This window comes from Oceanobacillus sp. CF4.6 (assembly GCF_051262635.1).
GTDB lineage: Bacteria > Bacillota > Bacilli > Bacillales > Amphibacillaceae > Oceanobacillus.
Genome location: NZ_JBIMEX010000004.1, coordinates 197353 through 222080, shown reverse-complemented (window position 1 = coordinate 222080; position 24728 = coordinate 197353). Strand labels below are relative to the sequence as shown.

Genomic DNA, 24728 nt, shown 5'->3' with positions numbered 1-24728 from the left:
TAAAAGAGCCACCAAGTGCGGCGTAGAGAGCCACTAATAGAACTATTCTTTTATGGAATAGAGCAAAAGACATAGCGAAAATGCTTTCTGTTGACTGTAAGTTAAGTCAATGGTGGTGGACTAACGAAATTGCACTGTCTTAGGCAAGAGTAGCCCTTTTACTTTGTGGCAAATTGTTTGTCAAAGTTTCTTATTTTGTATTTTACTGATAGTTAATTGCAGCCAATGAATGACAGACTGTGTACCACTTCATACCTTCTGGATAGTCAAAGATATAAAAGCATTTTAGACTTTCAATAAAATCAGTCCTCCACAAACGGGCCAGATTGTGGAGTAAATCTTGTATTGCGTAGTAGACTAAATACTGTGCAACAAATAGATTCGTTTGTGAAAGAATGTCTTAATGTAAAAAAGTATTATTTAGGGGGAAGGTTTTCAACAAACGGGCTAGATTGTTGAGGTCCTAGTCCTTTTGAGTTTGCCATTTTTTAAAATTAAGTAAAGAATAAATATGGTACCAATAAAACGTAGATCGGTGGTACAATAGAAAGAAATGGAGGAGAATTGGAACTAAATAGAGAACTATTCTGTATGGTAGGAGTTTTAAAATTAAATATAGGTTGAAAATTAAAAACGCAAGAAATAAATTTGTTTGAGGTCTAAGTCATCTAAATACATCGTCCCTAAGTGGATTCATACATAACTCAGAAGAAATGCGTTGGAAAATAAAAAAGTATATCTTGGAATTATTGGAAAACTCTCGAACATGATAACATAAAATATTTTAGGAGTATTATTATATGCAGAAAAACCAATTATACTTACAGTTTAACGATAATAATAAAGAAATAGAGTTTGATTTAAACAAGAACACTGTTTTTTTTGGGAATAATGGACAAGGTAAAACAAGGATTCTCAAAACAATTAATTCTTTATATGTATTAGCTAAAGAAAAAAAAACAGGCAATTTCTCTAAAATCATTGATAGTATGAATTTGGAGACTCTAAAGATAAATGACGTGAATTATAACGAATTGTTTTCAGTTAATGAAAATTTAAAAGAAACAGAAAAACGGGAAATCATTCTATTTATAAGGAATTCTAAAAAAGTTTTTGAAAAGTTGCATTCATTGTTATTAGAAATTCCTGAAGAAAATTTTTACGATGTACAAGGTAGGTTAAATTATAATAGGATTCTTAATTACCTAAATAATTGTATAGATCTAAATGATATTAGATTTAATTCACGAGGATTTAATCGATGGTTAAACGACACCTATATTCTTATTGCTCGGCTAAGGAATAAGAATAAACATATGATTGAATTTGATACGATAATAAATGAAGAATTTTATTTAACATATATTGAAGAAGCTCTTAATTTGATTTCATATCTTAAAGAAAAGTATCAGTTTTCGGCTATAAATTCTGAAGATGAAGAACTTATCTCTCGTTTAGAACAAGAAAAGGGTAGTATTTTGAAAAAATTATCAATAAAATCTGCTCACTATATAACTACCGACAATATTGAAATTACAGGAATAAGTAATAAGATAGAGGTAGCTATTGATCAAATTAATAACGATTTGAAAAATTACTTTTGGCATAAGTCTACTAACTTGGATAGTAGTTTGCATGAGTTAGAAACTATTATGGTAAAGCGTAACAAGTTTTATTCAAAAATCGAAAAATTCAATTCTGTTATAGGGAAATATACTGATATAAAAGTTGATATGGAAAACATTAATGAATTAAAATTTATTAAAAACACTGAAGAAATGGATTTTGAAAAACTATCATCGGGAGAAAGAAAAATTTCATTTCTTTTTCTAGAGATATTATTTAACGATGTAGATATTTTTTTAATTGATGAACCAGAACTCTCGCTATCACTAAACTTCCAAAATAAAATCATTACAGATTTGCATATTCTAACCAAAGACAAGACATTATTTATTGCGACACATGCTCCTTATATTTATGAAGATTTTATAGCTATTGAAGGCAATATATCGAAAGAAGTGTAATTTAAATGGATTATAATAGAGAAAAATACAATAGAGGTAAGATGAAACTGGTTACCCAACCAATAATTTATGTTGAGGGTCGAACTAACAAAATTTTTTATCAACAATTAAAAGAGCTGAAGGACAAATTTATTGATAATGGTGGAAATTGTATTCAAATAAAGGAAAAAGTTGAATCACAAAGTAATAGTTACGGAATAGTAGATCATGACTACTTGGATATTAACCATGAAAGACTATTTCCTATAGATTTTTATAGTGTGGAAAATATCTCACTTACCTATATTGAGGAATTAGATGATTTAAGAGACTCAATTATTAAATATATTAAGGAAAACAAAATAGAAGTAGTTAGACTTCATAAGCCTCATTTAAAGATATGTTTAGACAAAGAAATTAAAAGAGTAACAAATTACCATATAGAATTAACAGATATAAAACATCATGAACAATACATAAAATATATCTCTAAAAGTATTATATCCGACTGTACTTTTATTAAATATAAAGATATAAAAAAAATGGTTGAACAATATGTTAAATTTTACAATGCTAAATTTAGTGTTAAAATAAATTACATAATTGATTTGGCAGGGTATTTACCGTCAAAATCGATTAACGTGATATTTGATGACACCACTTTAGACAGATTAAACAAGGTACTTCAACCTGAGTTATTCACGCATGTATAAGGGTTCTGTTTTTTAGAATAATTTTAAAAGTGAAGCAGCTAATATTATAATAAGTTAAGTTATTCATTCTTCCACAATCAGGCGTGTTTATCTCATAACGCGTCTTTTTTGTATAGGGAGTTAATGTTGAATAAGGAACGACGAAATAACAACAAATCTATTCGCAGTACAAATATACTATGCAATAGAAAAATGCTCTTCAACAATTAGGCGCGTTTGTTACAGATATATGCCTAATTCCTCGCTAAAACTACGGAGGGGTTAGGCTTTTTTATCTTTCAGTATCCTTAACGTTGTAAAATACGCGTACTGACGTAACCCATTGGTAAACACATTGACAACAAGTGATAAATATCGTGGCATCGCTGGTAAAAAACATTGCAGATGTGGAACATTCTTATGGCTGTAATCAATAGTCGCTCTCTTTCCGCATATACTGGCTCAGTCGTCCGCAAACAGTGGCTCAAAACTCCGCATAGCTGGCTCAATTTATCCGCAATACTCACTCGACAACCTGTAGACCATTATGGTATTCGATTTTAACGCTAAATATCCCCGAAGAATTCATAGAAATTTCGGCCGAGCTTACTTAGTTTGATTCTTTCTTTTGATTTTTGCTTTATTTTAACTTTCGATATCTTTGGAGGTCTACTTTTGCTTTTACCATTTACATGTTCTATATAGGCAACAATCTTATTAATTCCATCTTCTAATTTACTCATATCATCGTCGACATCATCTTTTACCTTGAGTTCTAATAACCCATTCCGTCTAAGAGTTTCTCTAACGGAATTATATTGGTCATAAGACATGCCGTGTTTCTTCATCACACTTTGGAATGTTTCTTGATTTTCCTCACTTTCGTATAAATAAGAACCTCCATAATACAATCGCAACACAGAAATATCGACCATTCGCAATTGTTTCAACATATCATAATAGTGCATCACAAAATCAGAAGTAATCTCCTCATGTTCCGTTAAGTAAATGTATCCATTCACCATATATTCGATTTTCTCTACTTGTTGTTCCTCCGTTGCCATTTCTAGAACAAATTGAAGTAAATTATCTAGTTTCTCACGATTCTCATCCGTTTGTTTACTTAGACTCTCCGTTAGTTTCTTATGATTATCGTTAAGATGATAAATGAGTTCTTTTAGATTTTTCTCTGCTCTTACTCTTTTGTAAGAGGAGATAGCCCCTCCTACACCCGGTAAAAATGAACTGGCAGTATCTATCATTAGTTCGCCCGCTATATGAGAGATTGACTCTTTAGCCACCTTAGCTCCGATATCCGTGCCAACATCCAAGAGAGACTCGGTAAGTAGACCAAATCCTGTTTTTGAGCTATCTGCAAATTTTCCTTTTTCGTTTTTCATTATCTCACCCTTTCAACACTTGTATTACTATAAGATTACCATAAGAATGAATGTTCAAGAAAAGTGATGTACTTTATAAAAGTTTTGTTACTTTTATTAGGAGTGCTAATGTTTTTGATTCCGATAAGCAAATTGTATTTACATGTGATTAGCTTTGCTTGTAGAAAAGGTAGTAAAAATAGAAATATATATGAAAATCAACACAATGCCGAGTTTGTTAAACATTTAAAGCTCAATTTGTTACAAAAGGTAAGGAGGAATTAGGATTTTTTATCTTTTTAAATCCTTAACGATGTAAATACGCACTATTGACGTTACCCCATTTAAATGCGTTGACAATCGCTGGTAATAAACATGCCAATAATAGTGCATTCTGATAACCGTAATCGACTAGAAGTTATTTTTTTTGAAATGTAAAAGAATTTTTTTGAAATAGACTTAAAATACAAAATACATTCATATATAATATTTAAAATAAATAAGGGAGCGCCCCAAGGAATTGTTATTGTAAATAGCAATTTTCTTGGGGCGCTTTTTTTTAGGAGGTTTTAAGAAAGTGGAAAAAAATGAAGAAGTAATTCGTAACATTAGTGAACTGTGGACTAATTCGGATAAGGAACGTTTCGGAAAAGAACGGAAGAGTTCTTCTCGGTATGGTATTTATCAGAATAACTCTTCCGATTTTGGAATAAATACTAATTATTTGGAAATAAATAGTAGTAAATATTCTGATAGCAGGAGGATGATGGAGATGTTAATAAATAAATCACCTTATATCAATGAAGAAAGCCTGACTAATCTAGGAAGTAAAGAAATTAATCCTTGGATTCTTAAAAACATTATAAGTGAAGAATTTCATTTACGTTCTATAATATTGTATTTAGAAAGTAAAATGGACCAAACTCCTAGAGTATATTTATTAATATACAGTTTTTTTAAAAATGTAATTAAGCTGACCAAAAAAGTGACAAATAAGAAGGAGAAGGAAATTACAGAAGAAGACTTAATTCATAAATCTGTTATTGATCTAATTTCAAGTGAACTTAAATCTAAGGATCAGGCACTATACTTTAATCAATATTTAAAGAAAATTGCTCCTTTCGAGTATATAAAAGTAAAGTATATTGGGGCGGCGGAAAATAAAGTTTTTAATCATCCATTGGTTCAATATTGTGCAAGGCAACTAAGGTTAAAGGGGACAAAGGAAAGAAGTATTCATTCAAATTTAATTTTACCAGTTAAAGGGTTGTTTAAATGGCTAACTGAAAATGTAGAAAGTTTCAAGCACAAAAACATCAATAACATAATAGTGAATGAGATAAAAGCAGAACACACAAATGATTATAGATCATTTTTAATGAGGTTAGTTAATGAAGGAGAAATGTATGAACGTAGCGCCAAAAATAGGATTCAAAGAATAACCACATTCTTTTCAATACTTTATCAAAAGAAAAGAATTTCCAGTGATATTGCAAGTAATATCAATAAAATTAAGACAGACGATTATAAGTTTAGATCAATTCCTAAAGTGTCTGAAATCAAAAATCTATTAATAGTAATTTATATGTATTCAGATGAACCAAAGAAAGAAATATTAGCCTTTTCTTTAATGTTATTTATGGGATTTAGAGGTATAGAAGTCGCTAACTTAAAATGGGAAGATATTAATATGGGAAATAAAACAGTAGTAATAAATGAGTCAAAGAAAAATTCTTCAATGTTGCCTATTCCATCTCAAATTTACAGACAGCTTAAAGAGATCAATACGAAAGATTTTGGTTATGTATTTGAAGCTAATCCGATGAAATTTAAAGATAAATTATTTAGAAGTTATAAAGTGTATGCTTTGATATCTGGTTGGAATTATGAGGGAGGATTACATTTATTAAGGCACACCTTTATTACAAATGTCACAAAATATAGCCCACTCCCATTAATTAAAGATTTAACTCGTCATAAATCAGGACATATGCCTTCGAGGTATATTCACCTAGAACGTCAATATGTGAAGGATGAACTTGCAAAGTTAGATTTAATAGAAGGTGATTTAAAATGAGTATTATTAGGAAAAAGTCAAAACAATCCGAAGTGGAAAGTCAGTTGCAAGAACTCTTAAACGTAAATGATTTAGAAACAATTTTAAAAGCTGCAAAATCTGTTTTTAACCTGTCAACAAGTCAAGAAGATGAAAAACTAGAGAGTACTACAAATATTTCGCTAGAAGATGCGGTTAATAAGTTCTTCTCTAGTGCGAAGTTTCTTAATTATTCAACATCGACGAAAGAATCTTATAAGTATGAGATAAAACAATTACTTTCCTTTCTTGGAGTTAAAGGGCTGGACAGAAGTTTACAGTTTGAAGATATAATATATCCTACAAAACCGTTAGTAGAATATATTAATTCATATGACAAAAAGAGTACGAGAAATAAGAAGTCTGCTTTTTTGCGTGCGTTTATTAAAACAGTTACAAGTGATTTTTATGATAAAAATAAGGAAGATTTTCAAAGTTCTTTAAAAATTGATTGGGATAAAAATGAATTGCCCAAATTTTACACTAAAGAACAATTAAGAGAGCTATTAATATTAAGTAAGAGTACGAGTAATGGCCTCAGAAATTATACAATTCTATGTGTATTTATTGGAACTGCTCTAAGAATTAGCGAACTTGTTGAAATACAAATAAAAGATATTGATATCGATAATGAAATGGTTATGGTAAGAAGAAAGCGTAATAAGGGTGTTAAAAAACCAGCTTATGTTCAACACGATTCATTTGAAATTCTATTAAGATATATTAACTTTATTTATGGACATTTAGAAGAAGATTGGAAAAAATTAAAAGACAAGCAAGGGGATATGTTTATATTTAGTGGTTTAAATGAAAAGAGTCATATTACAGATAGAGCAGTAAGGGATGATTAAAAACTTAATCAAGGAAGCAGAAACTATTACAGAAGAAGAGGCTGAAAGGTTAAGTGTTCATAATTTTCGCCATTCGTTTGCAGTTTATGGTATAAGGTCTGGGATAAATATCTTTGCAATGATGGATTTAATGGGCCATAAAACTATTAACGCGCTACAACAGTACACCAAGCAAACAAATGATCAATTAAAAGAAGATATAGAAAGACATCCTTTTGGTAAGGATGTCTTAGATTTTCACCAAAGAGGAGAGGAAATTTAGTGAATATTATATTAGACTCAGATTACTATAAATTCTGGTTTGAAAACGCCAATCTAGCAAAAAGTTCAAAGAAATCATATAAATGTGAATTGAAGCGATTTGGTGAATATCTTATGATACGAGGAGCAGAAGGTAAACTAGACTTTGATAACTTCTATTTTATTGAAGAAAGTAACACCTATGAACCAATAGATGAGGATATTTTTGATGAGTTTATAGAGTTTTTAATCGAAGAGGGACGTTCAAATAAGATGCTTTATCCTGCGATAAGCTTTATAAAAAGTTTCTTTAATTTTTTAAAATCAGTAGGAATGATAAAGATAAACCCACTAAAATATTATAGAAACCCTTACTATGAACTTGCTCATAGGGATTATACAATAACTAAAGAAGAATGTATAAAAATTTTAAATGCTGCCTATAAGTATGACCCTTTTACTAAGAAATATTATGTTTTAGTTCTTATGCTACTAACATGTGGATTTCGGAAGAAAGAATTATTAATGTTAAAGAAATCGCAAATTTCTTTTGACTTTAGCCAAATTGAAATTACACGTGGACAAAAAACAACAGCGGGTGTCGTAATGATGACAGAGTTATTAAAAAGTGAATTAAAATCGTATCTAGAACATCCAGCTTGGAGCGAGTGGAGTCAGGGAAGAGACAAGGAAGTTTTTTTTGAGAATGGAAAACCTTTAAATGAGAATAATTTACCTAAAATTATGAAGGAAATCTATAAGATAGCTGGTGTTAAACGAAAAATAAGGATGCATGATTACCGCCATACAATGGCATATCTTATGTACTCTGAAGGAATTAATGAAATGTCGATTAAAGAACAATTACGACATGCAAGGCTTGCTACTACTATTCACTATTTACCACCGGGAGAAGATTTAGCAAAGATTTTAGAAATGAATGCAAATAATCTGGTTAAATAAAGGGACCGTAACATACTATGTAAGCTACTTAGTATGTTATGGTCCTTTATAGTGAAAATTAGAAGGACCCAATTAATATAACAAGAAGAAATGCACTTTGGCACTTCTTCTTGTTCAGAGATACCAATTGTACTAACAATTGTATTTTACCAAACTTGGTGATTTTAATCATTGAGCTTAATTATTTTTCTCGTAGTATATTTATATCATAAATTTCAGGACCATTATTTATTGCACTTGTTATAATCACATTAGGCAAAAATACTAAAGGTTTTCGAAGGGTTTTTGATTCACTCACTTGAGCATATGATAACACCTTATATTTTGATCGTATATATTATATGAGTTCGATCCAAAATCGAAGTAGGTGATAAAATGAAGTTGTTATTGTGTCTAGAGTGTGGAGATCTTTTCAATCTCGATTATTCGATAAAAAAATGTAGTTGTGGAAAAGTTGAAGGTAAGTATATAGACAATATTAACGCTGTATATAAAGGTGGTGTTGCAGTGCCAATGGGAATTAGTAATCCAAGTTTACTTGAAGCTATTCGTAATCAACCAGAGAAAGGGATGGGGGAGGAATTTACTGCATTTACAATACCAAAAAAATGTCCGACTTTTATTAAACAAGATCAATAAATATCAGGATAAGTCGTGTCCAATAATAACCCGAACTAAAAGGAAATACTTGTATATTTTTGTTGTGAATTGTAAAATTAAAATGAAACAGAGAATATTTAAACTTTAAAAAAATAAAATAGAAATCAACATGAAAAACAGAAGTTACACCTCTTAGGGATACTTCTGTTTTTTTATAAAATATAGAAGTGCTACAACTCATATGAGAGGGGATCATAAAGTGATAGACAAAGTAATAATAAAAAACTATAAATCTATTGAATATCTAGACCTATCTTTAAACGATACAATGAATATTCTAGTTGGTAATAATGAACAGGGAAAATCTACTATATTAGAAGCAGTTAATATGGCATTAACAGGCACATTAAACAAACGAAGCTTACATAATGAATTGACTCCATTTCTTTGAAGATGAAAAAGATGTAAATTATAGATTAACTAAAGTATTAAATGATTTACCCGAATTATTTTGAAGATATATATTGCAAGGATTTAGACATTTTGGAACTAATGGTCATAAATTTAAAAAGATACTAACTAACAATATTTTTCTTCAAATACTAAAATAGTATAGAAACAGTGATGAAAAATGATTGGTTGTGCTTTTGAAAGGGATGGGGTTATTATGTCATTCAGAACCCGAAAGATTGAAAATAATAATTTTGATTCGCCACAAGAAATGTATAAAGATAACAAAAAAAGAACTATAAATGGAACATTAGACTATCAGTCTAAAATGATTGAAACATATATGCAACAAGCTTTTAATAAAAAAGATGTAGCATTTGAATTGCCTACTGGTAGTGGGAAAACTTTAATAGGGCTATTAATTGGTGAATACAGAAGAAGAAAATATAAAGAAAAAGTAGTCTACCTTTGCACTAATAATCAACTTGTGAACCAAGTTGTAGAGAAAGCAAATGCCGATTACGGTATAAAAGTGCATGGATTTACTGGGAAAATCATTGGATATGAGCCAAATGCTAAATCATCTTATAACAGGGCAGAAACAATAGCTGTAACCAACTACAGTAGTTTATTTAATACTAATGCGTTTTTTGATGATGCAGATCTTATAATCTTTGACGATGCGCATAGTTCTGAAAACTATATCGTCAGCAATTGGTCACTTGATATATCAAGGTTTGAAAACACAGAACTGTACTTATCATTAACGGAAAATCTTAAAGATGTATTAGAGTTAACACAGTATAACCGAATGATAAATGACGACCCAATGGTTGAAGATACAATTTGGTTCGATAAACTACCGAATATTAAATTTAATTCTAAGTTACAAGATATATTTCCTATAATTGAGGCACATGTATCTGTCAACAATTTAAAATATTCTTGGGCAAACATAAAGAATAACTTACACGCTTGTAATATGTTTTTGAGTTGGAAGGGGATACTTATTAGACCTTATATTCCTCCTACGCTTACACATGCCCCTTTCGCTAACGCAAAACAAAGAATATATATGTCTGCTACTCTGGGTGAGAGTGGTGAATTGGAGCGCATAACTGGTGTGAAGAACATTCATAGATTGCCGATGGCGGCGGAATTTGACAAGAAAAGTATTGGAAGAAGATTTTTTATATTCCCAAATGCATCCTTTCCTTCTAGTATGAACAGAGAAATTTTATTGAAAATTAATGATACTGTAAAAAGATCTCTATTTCTCGTTCAAGATGACAATACAGTAAAGCAGATTAAAGACATTATTAAAACAGAAACAGATACTGAGGTTTTTGTAAGTAAGGATATTGAAAAAGCTAAAGATACATTTGTAGATTCTGAAGATGGAATCGCAGTTTTAGCAAATAGATACGATGGTATTGATATGGATGGAGATAAATGTCATATGTTAATACTAGGTAATCTGCCAAATGCAACACACTTACAAGAAAAGTTTATTACAAATAGAATGGCTGCATCTGTACTATTCAATGAAAGAGTAAGAACAAGAATAATACAAGCAATAGGTCGTTGTACTAGGTCAGATGTCGATTATGCAGCGGTATGTATTTTTGGGAGTGATTTAGAGAATTCTCTAGTTTCTCCAAAAAAAATTCTGAATTACCATCCTGAATTAAGAGCAGAATTAGAATTTGGTTACGATCAATCAACCGATCATAAAAATGTTGACGATTTATTTAAATTTCTAAAACTTTTTTTTGAACGTGGTGAAGAATGGGAAGGTGCTGAACAGGAAATTATTAGTCTTAGAGATGAATATATTAGTAAGAATGATCTTTCTAATGAAGTCGAAAACTTTAAGAGATTAAAAGATTCTGTTTCCCATGAAGTTGAATATCAATATGCGCTTTGGCGTGAAGATTATGAAGAGGCATTAAAACAAATTGATCAGCTTTTACCAAAGCTAGATGGCAATGCTTTGAAGGGTTACAACGGTTTTTGGAACTACTTAGCTGGTTACGTAGCACATCAAATATATAAAAATGGAAATGAAAAGTATTATGAGGTTTCAAGGAATTACTTCAAACAAGCCTCTAAAACAACGAATACTATTAGTTGGTTTAATAAAATGCTTGAAGGTAAAGATATTCCGCATAGTAACACTGTAGAAGAAGGTATATACGATATCTTAGAGAGAATTGAAATACAAATTCTTAACGATGGAATTAAGAATAGTAGAAAATTTGAAAATAGAGCAAGACAAATACTTGAATTAATAAATAGTGATGATGGAAATGATTTTGAAAAGGGTCATGAAGAGTTAGGAAAACTATTAGGATATGAAACAGGTAATACTAATGGAAGTGCAGATCCTGACCCTTGGTGGATCATTAATGATAAGTATTGTATTGTCTCGGAAGATAAAATTTATAAATCAGAGGAAAAGTCGATACCTGTCAAACACGTTAAACAAGCATGTACACATCCAAATTGGATCCGGGAGAAGATAAATACTTTAAAAAAAGATGCTAATATTGATGTTATTATGATTACTACTTCAAAAATTATTGATGATTCAGCAGCATTACATGGAAACGATGTATGGTATGTTAATAGGGATGAGTTTGTTAATTGGGCAAGAAAGGCAATTGAGGCTATAAGGAAAATAAGGAGAAGCTTTATGGAACCGGGAGATTTTATGTGGAGATTAGAGGCTGAAAAAATTCTAAAAGAGGAAGAAGTTACTCCTATGGATTTTATTGAGTTTATCCAAAGAGAGAGACTATCTCAGATAGCAAAAAGTGAAATTACAAGTGTAAACGATAATTAAAAAGTCATTCATGGTTAATTTTATTATAGAGAGTGTTTGTCTTATTTTATAGTTAGAGGAAGGATATAAAAAAGTTACGTTAAAGGTGAGCTAAACTATGAGAAATGAGAAAAATGTTCATGAAAAAACAGCTGCTGAATCTAAATCTATAGGGTTTGATTATCAATATTATTTTTTTCTTTATGAATTACTGCAGATTAAAGAGGGACAATCTGTTGGATATGAGGTGAAGGACGATGTGCATATTGAAATGAGGGATGGTAAGCAAACATTGATTCAACTAAAACATTCAATTAATTCACAGAGTACACTGTCAGAGAAGGATGGTGATCTATGGAAAACTATTAGTAATTGGATTGAAATGATTACTGATAGCGCTTCAAATAGATCAGTTCCGAGTTCGCAATATAAGTTTATTGATAATACACATTTTCTATTAGTAACAAATAAAGCCTATTCCAAAAAAAATGAATTTCTAAGTAAAATCAGTTTATTAAAGGAAAATATCATTTCCGTTGATTCATTGAAAGAGTATTTAATAAAGTTAGGTACCCCAAAAGAAGGAAAAGGGGAATCTCAAGTAGATAAGTATATACGTAATCTGTACTCTATGGATGATGAATGGGTAGAAAAATTTATTAAAAAATTAGACTTTTGTTTGAGTAAAGACGAATTGTTTGAATTAATAAATACTCGTTTGAAGGAAAAAAATATTCCTGAGAGAAGGATAGAACATGTATTTCATGCTGTTGATAGTAGTTTAAGAAAAATGATTTACGAAGAGGTGAAAGCAAGAAGAAAGGTTACTATAAATTTCGATGAATATTATAAAAAGTTTACTCATTATTTCGATTTAGGAAGGATTAAAAAGCTTCCAATTAGTTTGTATCGACCTAAAGACCCGGTTCCTGATTCATCCGAAACTTTTACTTCAATAAGGCAACTAATCGATAGTGAGATTTTAGATAAAAGAGATGAAGATTATGAGGATGAGTTGGTATCAATCTTTACTTCAAAAATGATGCTATTAAATAACATTGAGCAATGGGTGCAGGATAGTGAAATAACGGTAGAAGAGAAAATGAGGTTTAATGATAATTCAAAGAAAATGTGGGAAACAATCCATAAAAAATATCATTCTAAGTTAAAGAGAAAACTAAGAAAAGTTAATATAGAAGATCTTGATATGGAAGAAATATTAGAATCCGCATCTCAATGCTATTACGATGTATTAGGGTTAAATCTTACCATAGATGAAACTGAACTAGATCCAATTTTAAGTAATGGACAATTTTATGTTTTGTCGGACGAACCAAGTATTGGATGGCTAATAGATTGGAAGGAAAGGTATAAAGAAAATGAGTGAGGAAATTTTTGGAGAGAATTCTAATTATTCTTCAAAGCAACTCTTTAATAACGAACTATTGGGTTTAATATCAATATTTTATGTATTAAAGCACGTAGGTAAAATAAGTAGTTCTACTGCAATGTTAATTCAACCAATAACATTTCAAAATAGAATTGTTAGTTACATTAATGACTCAAGAACTGATGTTAAGAGCATTGAACAATTAATAATAAAAAAGCCTGAATTCTTCGCAAATTTTAATGGCATATTTTATTCGTTAATAGATGTATCTACTAATTCAATACTGATACTGTCTTCTATGGATATAATTCGCATACAAGATAATGGGGATATTTCTTTAAAGACTAACGATGAAAATTTATTATTAAATAGCACTGAAAAAAGGGATATAGGAGCAAGAGCAAATAATATAATTAGAGCTTCTAAAAGTGTTGGAGAATTGTTAAATGATAGAAAAGAAAATTTGTATCTACAATTAAGGGTGGAATTATGAGGTTTAATATTAATAAAATATTGCTTTGGTTGAATAATGGTAAAATAAGAGAGATAAAGTTTGAGAAAAATAAGATCAACGTTATAACTGGAGATAGCGGAACTGGTAAGTCTGAAATAATAAGTATTATAGATTATTGTCTTTTTGGAAGTAGAGCTGATATTACTGATGAAATAATAAATGAAAATGTTACTTGGTATGGAGTGAATTTCCATATAAATAATAATTTATATACACTTGGAAGAGGAAGAATTGATAAGCGAGAGGTATCAAAAGAATATTTTTTTCACGCTGATGGCCATATTCCAAAGCATCCAACTGCGAATAATACTGAGAAACTAATCAAAAAAATTATTGATAATGAATTTAATATTACTGAAAGGACGGTTTTCCCTTTTGGCGGAAAAAACATTACTTTAGGGAGTAAAATTTCACCAAGATATTTTCTGATGTTTAATACTCTTTCGGGAGACACTATTGACCATAGTGAAGTTTTTTTTGATAAACAAAATGTTGATCGATATAGAGATGCTCTAATAAATATTTTCGATTTAGCAGTTAGTATTGAAACAGAAGAGAATTTATTGCAAAAAGAAAAGCTTAACGTTTTAAAATCAGAGCTAAAGAAATTGAAAAGAAAACAAAATTTAATTGATAAAGAAATGGATGTTTTTAATGAAAATATAAATGAATTATCTAAGAAAGCAAAAGAATTTAATTTGATTGACTATGATATAAGTGATTCAGCGGAATTGATGAATAAGTTAAATGAAATTAATACTACATATAAAGAAGAGAGTATAGATATTAACCTTGAGAAAATAAATAAATTAAAAAACGAAAAGAATAAACTGATAAGAAAAATTAGAAACTTAAAAATGTTTAATCTAGAAATTGGGCATTTTAAGAAATTACAAAAAAATACCCTTGATAGTTTGAAACCAGTGCAAGTATTAAATGAGAGTTACAAGTTATTAGAACTTCCCGATTTAGATTTGCTAATTAATAGTTTGCAAGATGAATACGAACTAATAAAACAAAATAATAAAGGAAGGTCCCCCTTTAACTTCAATGTTGATAATAAAATCAAAGAATATGAAGAAAAAGTCAAAAGTTTAAATTCTGAAATTTTTGACATACCTATTAATAGTAAAACGACTAAAAATGAGATTGATAAGTTAATTTTCATCGGAGAAGTTAGGACCAAGTTAGAACTTTATGGGAGACAATGGGGTATTTCAAATCAAGAAAATGACTTAGATGAGAAGATCACCAACCTTGAATCTCAGATAAATGAAGTGGAATTAATCGAATATCATGAAAAAAGAAATGCTACTTTGAGGTTGCTGGATGAATTAGTTCAGACATACCTAGATAAAAGTGGAGATGCTTTGGATAATTATAAAGGATATAAATCTTCATTTAATTATAAAGAAAAGAAACTTGAACTAAGAAAGCCTAGATCAGCATTTCCAAGTAAAGTAGGGAGTAGTTCGAACCATATGTTTCTCCATCTATGTTTATTCTTAGGACTTCATGAACTAATAATTAGTCAAAAATCACCTTATGTGCCTCAATGGTTAATAATGGACCAACCCAGCAGGCCTTATTTTGGGGAGGAAAAGGAGAGTAAGGTTGAAAAACTCAGTTGGGAAAAGGTTAAAAGGTCTGACAAAGGTAAAATTACTATTGCAATGCAGCTTCTTGATTACTTCATTAACTATGTAATTAAGATATTAGAGACTGATTTTCAAGTCATTTTATTGGAGCATATACCTAAATCTATATGGATTGACGCACGTTTAGAACATTTTCATTTAGTTGAAGAATTTAAAAATGGAAACGCATTAATTAGATTTGATGAAAATAATCAGCCCTATTAAAAGAGTCAACATTTTCATTGAAATTCTAAAATAACTTTGTTTGTCTACATTACTCATACTAAGCTATATTACCAATTTAATTCATAAATAAGAAAGAACACTATCTTGTTGAAAATTGATTCCAACTTGACAAACTAAAGTGAAATTTTTTATAACTTTGTGAAGGAATATTATCTAAGTTCTCTTCTAAGATCATAAGTTGGATTATAATTAACTATTGCAAAGTGTTAACATTTTGTTAACGCACTCTAGTGAAAAACAGTAAACTCCCGTTAAAGATGTTACAGACTTAATTTAGCAAAATCTTGGTTTACCGCACTTTTCGCATATAACGTTAAAGATATTACACACTCTCACCTTACGGGCGGCATGATGTAATAAACGCCTATAAACGTTGATATAACAATGTTTACAAGCGTTATAAATGTATCATGTTCATGCTTTTGTTCATGTTTTAATCAATAAGATTTATTGAGAGGTTTTTCATTAAGTTACTAAACTTAGTGGAAGCCTCTTTTTTAAGGTTGAACGTATTCGTTATTATGGAATTGTCTTTCAAATAAGGCGGCAGCAAGTTGGGCGTCTTTCTTTGTCAAAAAGCCAGACTTACTAGTTTGTTTATCCTTACCAGTTATGGGGTCTTTTCCAGCGTAAGCACGATAAGCCCATTTTTTCCCTCGTTTATAGAGGTATGCCATTTAATCACCTTCTTTTTTACGTTTTTCGTACCTATTAGAGATATAAGCCTCAATGATTCCATGTATAATTTTTATATCTTCATCACGTAATCTATGATAAAAAAATTTATCTAACTTTGATTCCCCTCCTGAATATTCCCCTCTTATATTGAAATCACGACCATAAAAAACCTCATGTTCCTTTTGAGTTAATAACCATTTTAAATCAAAATAGGGTTCATCAATGGGTTCAACTTTTAATGTACCTTTTTTTAATTTAAATTTATTTTTGCTAACAGTATCAATTGATGTATTCATTGATTTTTCTAGAGTTCGTAATAAATCAGCACGAAATTTTTGCAAATCATTCCATAGTTCATTTTCATTCAATCCTTTTATAGCGGCATATTCGGTTATTAATTTTTCTTGATAGTTGTTTTTAACAGAACCAATATCTAAAAAATAAGCTATTGAAAATAAAACCTTTTCTGAAGGTAATTTATTCCCATTTTCTACTTGACTAAGATAACTAGCAGTAACACCTATAACCTTCTCCAAATCATTCAGGGTCATGCCTTTAATTTCCCTTTGTTCTTTAATCAATTTACTTATAACAGGATAATTCATAGATCCTCCATCACCTTTTATTTTATTCCTTTTTATAATATCACAATTTTAGAACATGTACCAATTAGTAAAACATTGACAAATATATAAGAACATGTTTTAATATTAGTAAACGTTCTAGTAAAAGTACTTGGTGAAGAACATGTTTAGAGGGGGAGAAACATGCTCAACGTTCAAATTGATGAAAAAACAGTAAATACCATGCTTGAAAAAGCCATTAATGAAAAAGTGAAGGAATTAGCTTCATTAAAGTATTTCATGACCTATCAAGAATTAGCCGAGTACCTTAACATCAGTAAGCCAGTAATCGAGGACAGACTTATCAAAAACGGTTTACGTTATTACAAGGTGGGGAGTAAGTATCTATTTAAAAAGGAAGAAGTTGACCAATTCCTGGATGATATGACAGCCAACATGACAGCCACAAATAATGATCTAAAATTTTTTACAAAGTTACAAGCGAGTATATAAATAATGAACACTGCTTTCAATGAACTAAAACGTATGCAAACCGTAATAAATCTATATCAAGGAATGTTTCCGAAAGAAGATTATGAACCAGAGATAAGGGCTTATGTGAAGGCAATTAATGAATGTTAAAAACCAGGTCTTAAAGGAGCTCGTCGTGCACCACAGTTCTCAAAACGTTAATAAACCTTATATACCAAGGGTTTGCCCTCTTTGCTTTTGTAAAGAAGAGAGGGCTTTTTCGTTTCCAAATTTGAAAATGAATACTCCTTGAATACCCCGAGCTAAAATGTCATGTACTTCTGGAACATCTCTGTTGTTTTCTCCTTCGCCTCATCGGTCACATGAGTGTAAATATCCATCGTGGTTTTAATATCGGTGTGGTCGAGTCGGGATTGTACATCTTTGATAGAAGCACAAACAGCAAAACTGGCATGTGTATGACGGAAGGCGTGAATATTTATTTGTGGCAGCTCCGGTTTCTTTTGATAAATCCGCTCTAGCTTTTCATTTAAGTAAGCCAGTCGACAATAATCCATTTCATGTTATAACTGATTATAAACCGTAAAGACGGGCTGCTTATCATCAGATTGAAAAGGAGCGGCAAGTTTTAACGTCAAATAGCGCTGTATTTGCTTGCTACGCCATTTCTTTAAGATCGCCAGAGTTTCATCGTCCACGCTAACCACACGTCGAGAGGCCTTTGTTTTCGATGTCTGAAGCTGCTTTTTGCCGCTCGTGTGAATCAATGTCTTTTTCAAGCTGATCGACTTATGGTGGAAGTCCACGTCCGACCAATGCAGGGCATACAGTTCCCCCTTGCGTGCTCCTGTGAAGGCGAGTAGCCGAAACATGGTATAAGCCATGTTATCCTCCTGAATCGTCTCTAAAAAGCTCCTGAGCTCTTCACGTGTATAGTAATGCTTCTTTTCTTCCAGCTCCGCATCATATTCCATCTCATGTTTTAGTTTCGGTAACGTGACATAATCCATCGGATTGCGCTTAATGATGTCCATTTTCATGGCATATCGAAAGACCAGTTTTGCTTGTATTTTATAATATTTGAAGGTTTTAAGCTCCTTGGCCCAAGCGTTTGTAAGGACCGAAGACCTGGATAATCCTGCGGTTAAATTTACTCTCCATCGCCGGTTTTTTTAACGGGTTTACTTCAGAGGTTCATAAGCAAAAACACATGCGATTTCACAGCAGAAATCACATGTGTTTTTTTGTTCTATCAATGTCTTATTATTAAATAGACATGAAATCACAAAGTAATTCACAAACCTATTCATATAGTTGTAAATAATATTTCCTTCTTGTGATTCGATGTGATTTGCCATGGAATTTTTCTATGAAAGAGAAGGACTTGGGTATTATGTTAAAATAAATGAAGGGAATAAACAGACTTTGTGTAAAGTAATTGGTAGGTTTGTTTAAGAAGGATAAGGTATTTTAGTGATAAAATTTATAAGGAAAGATTATTTAATTGGAATAACTAATAAGGTGAAGCAACTGGAATACTAAGTAAAGAAGAAGAGCAGGAATATATAGAAATTCAAAAATAATGGAATATGTTGAATTTTCGCTACAAGTAAGATACGGTTTAGTAAGATGAAAATGGAGAAAGGGGATTTGATGAAAAAAATTATATTAGTAGCAGGATTACTGGTAGTAGGTGCTGTCATAGCAGGAGCATTCGTACAAGCGGACGATTCAGAAAAATTAACGGATGAAGATTATCAAGGGATTGCCAGCGCATTAGGAGAAAGCGAGGTAAATGACGAAGAAACAAAGGAAAACATCAAGAAAGCTGTAAAAGACGGCGACTTGGACCCATCAAAGATACGACTGGATTCCACGAAAGGTCTTGGCGAATTTGAATTAACCGTAGGTGGCTTTTCTGACCCAATGTTTTACAATTCTAATAGTATATTGCGTAATGTTCACACTGCTGTCTCTGGCATCACGTTAAATATTCACTTCAATAACGGTGGATTGGCTATAGACAAAGAATCCATACAAGGAACTTTAGAGGATGTAGAGAGAAATTTGACATTATTAACAGAATACAGTAGTGACCATGAAAAAGCAGAAGATATTCAACAAGCAATCGACTTGACGAATCAAGCGTTGGCTGACGGTGCTGATTTAGGCGACCCGATATTAGATGAACTTCATGCGATCATTCATGAATTGGATGAGTATTTTAATGTAGATAAACTAGAAGAAGAAAAAGTAGACAAATTCGGAGAACCAATTTAATAGGGAGGACATTATGAAAAGATTATCTGTTAAGTACCCCTTGGTTGGAATAGCAAGTGTAGCTGTAATTGGTTTTGTTGGATTTATAGGATATTCCATAGTTTCAGCAGAACCTAGTGAAAGTAAAATAGCTGCAGAAGAAGAAACAGAAAAAATAGTTCAGACCGAAACAATCGAAGACCAAAAAACGCATGATAATATAAAAGAACAAGTGGGGGATGGGGATTTAGAATACTCTCACGTTATAGCCGATTCATCCAGTGTTTCACCAGAAAACAAATTGACGAAAGATGGATTTTCCAATCCGTTATTTTATACCTCGAATTTCAAATTAGATAAAGCGCATTCGTTATCTTCCATACTTGCAGAAAAAGCTTCTGTAAAAAATAACGGAGAACCACTTGCAGCCGATCAGGTCAGAAGCTATTTAGAAGATATCAGATTTGATTTAATGGACATTGAATATAGCGGAGAAAAAGAAGAAGAATTGCAAAAAGCTATTGATTTGACTAGCAAAGCATTTATGGACGAAGCAAAGTTAGGTGACCCGATTTTAGATGATATTCATACGATTATCCATGAATTGAACATATATTTTAATTTGGACTCTCCAGAATACTGATAAATACAGAAAACCGATTAATAAAAAATAGGAGAATATCATGAAAAGGGTACTAAAAGGAATCAAGTACACGATCACATTGACTGTCAGGAAGCATCTCTTTACAAAAAAGAAAGTAATGAGCAAAAGTGGCTAATGAAGTAACTGGTGCAAGTGTTGAAGAAGGCAATCAGAATTTGATTGTCTTTTCTTTCGTTAATAATGTTAGGAATATTATGTTAATGTTAAATGAAAGGATAATGATCTATCTGGCAGTTATGTTGAACAAGAATTTTTGTGCTTTGATGGTAAAATATTGGTCGGGGAGATGGTTTTATGAATAAAATCGCAATAATTGTGCTTATTAGCATTTCTATTGTTTTTGTTGGAGGTTATGCTTCGATAAACCTATATACTAAAGCTAAACTTAACAACGTAGAAGAAAATGTGAAGGAACATAATCCTGAAATAACCACGGTAGAATCAATAAATAGTAGTATTGTCATTGGGGAGAATGGTTCTCTGAATATTCATTAGTTGTTTTAATTGAAAGTGAAAAATATCGGGTATGGACAAGTGGAGATGGAGATATTACAGATAAAATGCCAATAGAATGATATTGAGCTAACTGGTGCATTACCACAATAAGTGGTGACGATTCTTTAGTAACTGGCAGGTTTGTGGAAGAAGAAAAACATTCGCTTACGGCAGCAAATTCACTAAAATACGGAACTTTCTGTCATTATAAACGTATTACTTATTAGTTACCTTTTTATTAGATTACAAAGTGTGCTTATTTGATATATTTCACCAGAGTTCAATTTATAGAAAATGAATGATGGGAGGGATTTATATGTTAAAAAAATTATTATCTTTTGTTATTATTATTTTTACAGCTTTATTTATATCAGCTTGTTCAGATAATGAAAGACAAATGTATGTCGGTAAGAGTGATAACTGGGAAGTAAATTATGGAAGAGAAGAAAATTTTGCAATCAAATATATTGGTGAGGAATCTATGCCAAAGACAGAAATAAATTATATTATTGTACAAGGATTAAGAACAACAGACGGTAACTCCCCTCTTAATAGCGCTGGCGTTATGTCTATAAAAAGACCTTTTAGAGAACAAAATGATGACACAAATATCAAAGTAACAATAAATTGGGAAGGATACTCAGAGGAGTTTATCTTGGAAAGTCGATAATTTTTATAATATAAGCATGCAGGCATTATCTTAGATTATCTGGTGCCATTCTTAAATAATGAGAAGCACCGTTTTTGTTGAATTTATAATAGGGGCAGGTTAGTAAGATTGAATGAAAAAGAAGTTATTATTATGCGAGATAGAGGTTCCGTTGGATTTAAATGAATCTATGAACCTATCCATAAAAATAAGATATAGTATATTGGATATAAATCTTTATTGCTTGGTAGTTTATATAGAGTAACCCACTTGTCACTGCTATGAAAAGCAATTGGAAACAGCATGTTCCTTTTTAGGTATTTTAATTGGATATTCAAACCTATTACTGTGTCGAACTTCGGATATTCCCATCATGTACCCTCAACGCGCCAAGCAAAGCGTTTCTTAATCTTATTGATTGCTTTATCTTCTCTGCACTCACTCGTGCAAAATCACCCTCATTCAGCACGTTTTTATCATGGATGTCATCTGCGCTATGCTTGCTGATCGTTTATTCCAACATGTTCATCAAAGTAATCATAATTCGCCTTTTCAATTTCCCTCACATAAATCGAAGCTGCAGCATTTGCTTCCTATTGTTTGATTATGTCTCTCGTCAAATCAAGTTCTACTAAGTCAATCAACGCATCAGAATCCCTTGCGAATTGAAGCATTCACCGGGATTGTATCTCCCATTATCCAGGAGGCTCCAATCTTCTTAATCAGAAGCTGTGTAACCTTCTGACTTTAAAGACATTCCAACATTTAGCCATTCTTGATAATCTAAAATAGATGGGATCTATAAATTCTAGAAGTTCGATTAAATCTAGTTTATGTTCCATATGATAGTATCCTCTTCTTTCTTTGTGTTAGGATATAATCAATATTAACTGGAGGTAGTTTTATGAATTATTCACAATTTCATTGGTACGATCACGAACAAAATAAAGTTGATTACGACGAATATTCAATCGAAGAACCTAGACAATGCATGCACTGTCTACAAACTGGAACTCAAATTAACCTAGGGTGCTATCGTACTACGGGAGGACATGATAACTGGCATGGCGTAGGTTTGTATGCATGTCAACTTTGTGGATCTACTACTATCCATTACCTGATTAATTGCGGTGATGATCCCTTTGAAAATCGATACAAACCATTCGCGTCTATACCGACTTACAAAGGAAATATTACTGAATTATCTAGTGAAATCAAGTCTGAATTTCCTGATTTCTATACTATCTATCACCAATCTAAAAAGGCTGAAGAGAACGAACTTGGTCAAATTGCAGGAATGGGCTACAGAAAAGCTATTGAATTTTTGGTAACTGATTATCTATTACAATACCCAGTTGATGGGGTTGAGGATAAATGGCTCAAAAATCCAAAAATAACTTTGAGTAGTAAAATTTCTAAGATTCCAAGTGAAAGGATTCAAAACCTCGCAAAAGCTATCACTTATCTAGGCAATGACGAGTCACACTATACAAAACAACATCCTGAATATGATTTAAATGCTATGAAAGCTTTTATTAAAGCTTTGGTTGCTGAGATTCATAATGAAATTGAATATAGAGAAGCAGAAGAATTATTAAATAAACCTAAACCTTAGAGAATATTATTAATTATCTATCTTTATCATTTATTTGGCACATATTCGAATAGAATGGGTTAAGGATGAATTTGCAAGGCAATGGGTCCTATGTTCCAAATGGTTTAATGATCGCTACTATCATTTTAATTTTAGGGATTGTCTCTTTTATATGAGGGATTCAAAGATTCGCTTCAATAGAAATAGTAGACTAAAAGCAGTCTGCTTTGTTTGAGGATATGAATGAATATCACTTAATATCACTAGATAATTTAGATAATTATGTAAAGTATTTGGCAAAAAAGGATATTGCTCCAGTAATAAAAGTTTATGTATCTGAAACAAGTGATTATAAAGAATTAAGACTATATAAAGAATTTAAATTCACGGAATTTGAATGTGGATGTGTTAATTAGTTTTGAATTAACTGGTGCAAGAGTTTAACAGGCGATCAACAAATTGAGCGCCTTATCTTTTTAAAATCCTTTGGAATATTATGGTAATATTAAATTAAAAGGTTCTTGATCTAAACGGGGTAGGATTATAAAATAAGGTTTTTGAAAATAGAAAAAGGGAGGGGAAATGTTTGAAATTGAAAAGTCAAAATTTAATATATATTCTATTAAGGGAAGAAGAGTGGAACAGAGGGGCTATTTTGAGGAAATTTATCTTTACATTTTTATATTCGGCAATGACTGCTTGTTTATCCTACCTTGTGGTTAGCGATAAAATAGGTGCGATAATTTTTTTCGTTGTATTCTTCATCCTTAGATTACTAACACCAGAGAGGACACGCAAACCCAAGTCCAGCAAATCAAAGACTGTTTCCTTAGTTTTCTTATCTTTGTTGGTATTTTTTACAGCAATCTGGACTGCCAGTATTAGTATTAAAGTTGGTTCTTGGTTGATTTTATTTATAATGTATTTTCTTGAAAAAATTGAAAAGAACTATTTTATCTCGGATAACACGAGCAGTCACGATTTATAAGCTTATTGTGGTAACTGGTGCATTACTTGAACATCGAACAGCTATATCTTTAATTGTGTTATCGGGGCAAGTTAGTGGAACAGAACAGGAAATATAAGAAACTTTTAATAGTAAACCAACGTCATTTTATAAAGGAGGGAGAAAAATGAAAAAAATCACCTTTATTAGTATGATTGTTTTTATATTGTTTATTGTTATTGGCTGTGAAAATAGTGCAAGTCCTAAAATAACAGAAGAAGAAGCAGAATCAATCGTTATGGAACGCCATTCTGGAGGAATAGGAGAAGTTAAAATAAAATCAGTAAGTCATAGTTCAGGAGAGTATATCGTTGAATGGGAAATAGATGCAGATTGTGAGTTCGGCACTGATTATGTAAATGACCAAAGCGGTGAGATAGAAAAAGCCGAACAGACCAATTGTTAGTATAATGAATAATATACGAGAATTATTCAACTATA

The 24728-nt window shown here is 31.2% G+C and carries 23 protein-coding genes and 1 pseudogene; 20 read left to right on the top strand and 4 right to left on the bottom strand.

Annotation, left to right across the window (positions count from 1 at the left end; genetic code table 11):
• Positions 1-800: 800 nt before the first annotated feature.
• Positions 801-2027 carry an AAA family ATPase gene (locus ACHABU_RS09230; protein WP_435764542.1) on the top strand — a complete coding sequence of 409 codons (1227 nt, stop codon included), beginning with the start codon at positions 801-803 and terminating at the stop codon, positions 2025-2027.
• A 5-nt stretch (positions 2028-2032) separates the two neighbouring features.
• Positions 2033-2719 carry a hypothetical protein gene (locus tag ACHABU_RS09225; RefSeq protein ID WP_435764541.1) on the top strand — a complete coding sequence of 229 codons (687 nt, stop codon included), beginning with the start codon at positions 2033-2035 and terminating at the stop codon, positions 2717-2719.
• Positions 2720-3264: 545 nt separating this feature from the next.
• Here the strand turns inward: ACHABU_RS09225 and ACHABU_RS09220 are convergent.
• Entirely contained in the window at positions 3265-4098 is an 834-nt protein-coding gene (locus ACHABU_RS09220) for a hypothetical protein (protein ID WP_435764540.1), read from the bottom strand.
• A gap of 556 nt (positions 4099-4654) precedes the next feature.
• On the opposite strand from ACHABU_RS09220, the gene ACHABU_RS09215 reads away from it, so the two are divergent.
• The 10 genes from ACHABU_RS09215 (at position 4655) to ACHABU_RS09170 (ending at position 15866) form a co-directional block, all read left to right on the top strand.
• Positions 4655-6154 (top strand): tyrosine-type recombinase/integrase, encoded by a 1500-nt coding sequence (locus ACHABU_RS09215; RefSeq protein WP_435764539.1) that lies wholly within the window; start codon positions 4655-4657, stop codon positions 6152-6154.
• Positions 6151-7023, top strand: coding sequence for a tyrosine-type recombinase/integrase (locus tag ACHABU_RS09210; RefSeq protein WP_435764538.1), 873 nt, complete (start codon positions 6151-6153; stop codon positions 7021-7023). Before ACHABU_RS09215 ends, ACHABU_RS09210 begins: the two co-directional genes overlap by 4 nt.
• Positions 7016-7285 (top strand): tyrosine-type recombinase/integrase, encoded by a 270-nt coding sequence (locus tag ACHABU_RS09205; RefSeq protein WP_435764537.1) that lies wholly within the window; start codon positions 7016-7018, stop codon positions 7283-7285. The genes ACHABU_RS09210 and ACHABU_RS09205 overlap by 8 nt, the downstream gene beginning before the upstream one ends.
• Positions 7285-8226, top strand: a complete 942-nt coding sequence (locus tag ACHABU_RS09200; RefSeq protein WP_435764536.1) for a tyrosine-type recombinase/integrase — start codon at positions 7285-7287, stop codon at positions 8224-8226. The genes ACHABU_RS09205 and ACHABU_RS09200 overlap by 1 nt, the downstream gene beginning before the upstream one ends.
• 375 nt (positions 8227-8601) lie before the next feature.
• Complete coding sequence (locus tag ACHABU_RS09195; protein WP_435764535.1) at positions 8602-8865, top strand: hypothetical protein; 264 nt, start codon at positions 8602-8604, stop codon at positions 8863-8865.
• 220 nt (positions 8866-9085) lie between these two features.
• Entirely contained in the window at positions 9086-9277 is a 192-nt protein-coding gene (locus ACHABU_RS09190; RefSeq protein WP_435764534.1) for an AAA family ATPase, read from the top strand.
• Between the two features lie 216 nt (positions 9278-9493).
• The gene (locus tag ACHABU_RS09185; protein ID WP_435764533.1) at positions 9494-12121 is read left to right on the top strand and encodes a DEAD/DEAH box helicase family protein; all 2628 of its coding nucleotides are present in this window, start codon (positions 9494-9496) and stop codon (positions 12119-12121) included.
• A 97-nt stretch (positions 12122-12218) separates the two neighbouring features.
• Positions 12219-13487: an ABC-three component system protein gene (locus tag ACHABU_RS09180; RefSeq protein WP_435764532.1), complete on the top strand. Its 1269-nt coding sequence runs from the start codon at positions 12219-12221 to the stop codon at positions 13485-13487.
• Complete coding sequence (locus ACHABU_RS09175) at positions 13480-13983, top strand: three component ABC system middle component (RefSeq protein ID WP_435764531.1); 504 nt, start codon at positions 13480-13482, stop codon at positions 13981-13983. The genes ACHABU_RS09180 and ACHABU_RS09175 overlap by 8 nt, the downstream gene beginning before the upstream one ends.
• Complete coding sequence (locus ACHABU_RS09170) at positions 13980-15866, top strand: DUF3732 domain-containing protein (RefSeq protein WP_435764530.1); 1887 nt, start codon at positions 13980-13982, stop codon at positions 15864-15866. The genes ACHABU_RS09175 and ACHABU_RS09170 overlap by 4 nt, the downstream gene beginning before the upstream one ends.
• Before the next feature lie 518 nt (positions 15867-16384).
• On the opposite strand, the gene ACHABU_RS09165 is transcribed toward ACHABU_RS09170, so the two are convergent.
• Both ACHABU_RS09165 and ACHABU_RS09160 read right to left on the bottom strand, forming a co-directional pair.
• The gene (locus tag ACHABU_RS09165) at positions 16385-16564 is read right to left on the bottom strand and encodes an Arm DNA-binding domain-containing protein (RefSeq protein ID WP_435764529.1); all 180 of its coding nucleotides are present in this window, start codon (positions 16562-16564) and stop codon (positions 16385-16387) included.
• Positions 16565-17170, bottom strand: coding sequence for a helix-turn-helix domain-containing protein (locus tag ACHABU_RS09160; protein ID WP_435764528.1), 606 nt, complete (start codon positions 17168-17170; stop codon positions 16565-16567). It lies immediately after the preceding gene.
• 162 nt (positions 17171-17332) lie between these two features.
• Between ACHABU_RS09160 and ACHABU_RS09155 the strand changes: the two genes are divergently transcribed.
• Positions 17333-17641 (top strand): helix-turn-helix domain-containing protein, encoded by a 309-nt coding sequence (locus ACHABU_RS09155; RefSeq protein WP_435764527.1) that lies wholly within the window; start codon positions 17333-17335, stop codon positions 17639-17641.
• Positions 17642-17922: 281 nt separating this feature from the next.
• On the opposite strand, the pseudogene ACHABU_RS09150 reads toward ACHABU_RS09155, so the two are convergent.
• A pseudogene (locus tag ACHABU_RS09150) lies at positions 17923-18492 on the bottom strand (site-specific integrase).
• Positions 18493-19273: 781 nt separating this feature from the next.
• Between ACHABU_RS09150 and ACHABU_RS09145 the strand changes: the two are divergent.
• The 7 genes from ACHABU_RS09145 (at position 19274) to ACHABU_RS09115 (ending at position 24693) form a co-directional block, all read left to right on the top strand.
• The gene (locus ACHABU_RS09145; protein ID WP_435764526.1) at positions 19274-19900 is read left to right on the top strand and encodes a hypothetical protein; all 627 of its coding nucleotides are present in this window, start codon (positions 19274-19276) and stop codon (positions 19898-19900) included.
• Positions 19901-19913: 13 nt separating this feature from the next.
• Entirely contained in the window at positions 19914-20522 is a 609-nt protein-coding gene (locus tag ACHABU_RS09140; protein ID WP_435764525.1) for a hypothetical protein, read from the top strand.
• A 315-nt stretch (positions 20523-20837) separates the two neighbouring features.
• Positions 20838-21038: a hypothetical protein gene (locus ACHABU_RS09135; protein ID WP_435764524.1), complete on the top strand. Its 201-nt coding sequence runs from the start codon at positions 20838-20840 to the stop codon at positions 21036-21038.
• A 316-nt stretch (positions 21039-21354) separates the two neighbouring features.
• Entirely contained in the window at positions 21355-21708 is a 354-nt protein-coding gene (locus tag ACHABU_RS09130) for a hypothetical protein (protein ID WP_435764523.1), read from the top strand.
• 883 nt (positions 21709-22591) lie between these two features.
• Positions 22592-23302, top strand: a complete 711-nt coding sequence (locus ACHABU_RS09125; protein WP_435764522.1) for a hypothetical protein — start codon at positions 22592-22594, stop codon at positions 23300-23302.
• Between the two features lie 565 nt (positions 23303-23867).
• The gene (locus ACHABU_RS09120) at positions 23868-24269 is read left to right on the top strand and encodes a hypothetical protein (RefSeq protein ID WP_435764521.1); all 402 of its coding nucleotides are present in this window, start codon (positions 23868-23870) and stop codon (positions 24267-24269) included.
• 145 nt (positions 24270-24414) lie between these two features.
• Positions 24415-24693, top strand: coding sequence for a hypothetical protein (locus ACHABU_RS09115; protein ID WP_435764520.1), 279 nt, complete (start codon positions 24415-24417; stop codon positions 24691-24693).
• Positions 24694-24728: the final 35 nt, after the last annotated feature.

Excerpts from the sequence above, each read along its gene's own strand:
- ACHABU_RS09175 (WP_435764531.1), top strand. The coding sequence starts at position 13,480 with ATGAGTGAGGAAATTTTTGGAGAGAATTCTAATTATTCTTCAAAGCAA.
- ACHABU_RS09145 (WP_435764526.1), top strand. The coding sequence starts at position 19,274 with ATGAAAAAAATTATATTAGTAGCAGGATTACTGGTAGTAGGTGCTGTC.
- ACHABU_RS09195 (WP_435764535.1), top strand. The coding sequence starts at position 8,602 with ATGAAGTTGTTATTGTGTCTAGAGTGTGGAGATCTTTTCAATCTCGAT.
- ACHABU_RS09115 (WP_435764520.1), top strand. The coding sequence starts at position 24,415 with ATGAAAAAAATCACCTTTATTAGTATGATTGTTTTTATATTGTTTATT.
- ACHABU_RS09180 (WP_435764532.1), top strand. The coding sequence starts at position 12,219 with ATGAGAAATGAGAAAAATGTTCATGAAAAAACAGCTGCTGAATCTAAA.
- ACHABU_RS09165 (WP_435764529.1), bottom strand. The coding sequence starts at position 16,564 with ATGGCATACCTCTATAAACGAGGGAAAAAATGGGCTTATCGTGCTTAC.
- ACHABU_RS09140 (WP_435764525.1), top strand. The coding sequence starts at position 19,914 with ATGAAAAGATTATCTGTTAAGTACCCCTTGGTTGGAATAGCAAGTGTA.
- ACHABU_RS09220 (WP_435764540.1), bottom strand. The coding sequence starts at position 4,098 with ATGAAAAACGAAAAAGGAAAATTTGCAGATAGCTCAAAAACAGGATTT.
- ACHABU_RS09155 (WP_435764527.1), top strand. The coding sequence starts at position 17,333 with ATGCTCAACGTTCAAATTGATGAAAAAACAGTAAATACCATGCTTGAA.
- ACHABU_RS09125 (WP_435764522.1), top strand. The coding sequence starts at position 22,592 with ATGAATTATTCACAATTTCATTGGTACGATCACGAACAAAATAAAGTT.
- ACHABU_RS09185 (WP_435764533.1), top strand. The coding sequence starts at position 9,494 with ATGTCATTCAGAACCCGAAAGATTGAAAATAATAATTTTGATTCGCCA.
- ACHABU_RS09160 (WP_435764528.1), bottom strand. The coding sequence starts at position 17,170 with ATGAATTATCCTGTTATAAGTAAATTGATTAAAGAACAAAGGGAAATT.
- ACHABU_RS09130 (WP_435764523.1), top strand. The coding sequence starts at position 21,355 with ATGTTAAAAAAATTATTATCTTTTGTTATTATTATTTTTACAGCTTTA.
- ACHABU_RS09230 (WP_435764542.1), top strand. The coding sequence starts at position 801 with ATGCAGAAAAACCAATTATACTTACAGTTTAACGATAATAATAAAGAA.
- ACHABU_RS09205 (WP_435764537.1), top strand. The coding sequence starts at position 7,016 with ATGATTAAAAACTTAATCAAGGAAGCAGAAACTATTACAGAAGAAGAG.
- ACHABU_RS09225 (WP_435764541.1), top strand. The coding sequence starts at position 2,033 with ATGGATTATAATAGAGAAAAATACAATAGAGGTAAGATGAAACTGGTT.
- ACHABU_RS09210 (WP_435764538.1), top strand. The coding sequence starts at position 6,151 with ATGAGTATTATTAGGAAAAAGTCAAAACAATCCGAAGTGGAAAGTCAG.
- ACHABU_RS09170 (WP_435764530.1), top strand. The coding sequence starts at position 13,980 with ATGAGGTTTAATATTAATAAAATATTGCTTTGGTTGAATAATGGTAAA.
- ACHABU_RS09135 (WP_435764524.1), top strand. The coding sequence starts at position 20,838 with ATGAATAAAATCGCAATAATTGTGCTTATTAGCATTTCTATTGTTTTT.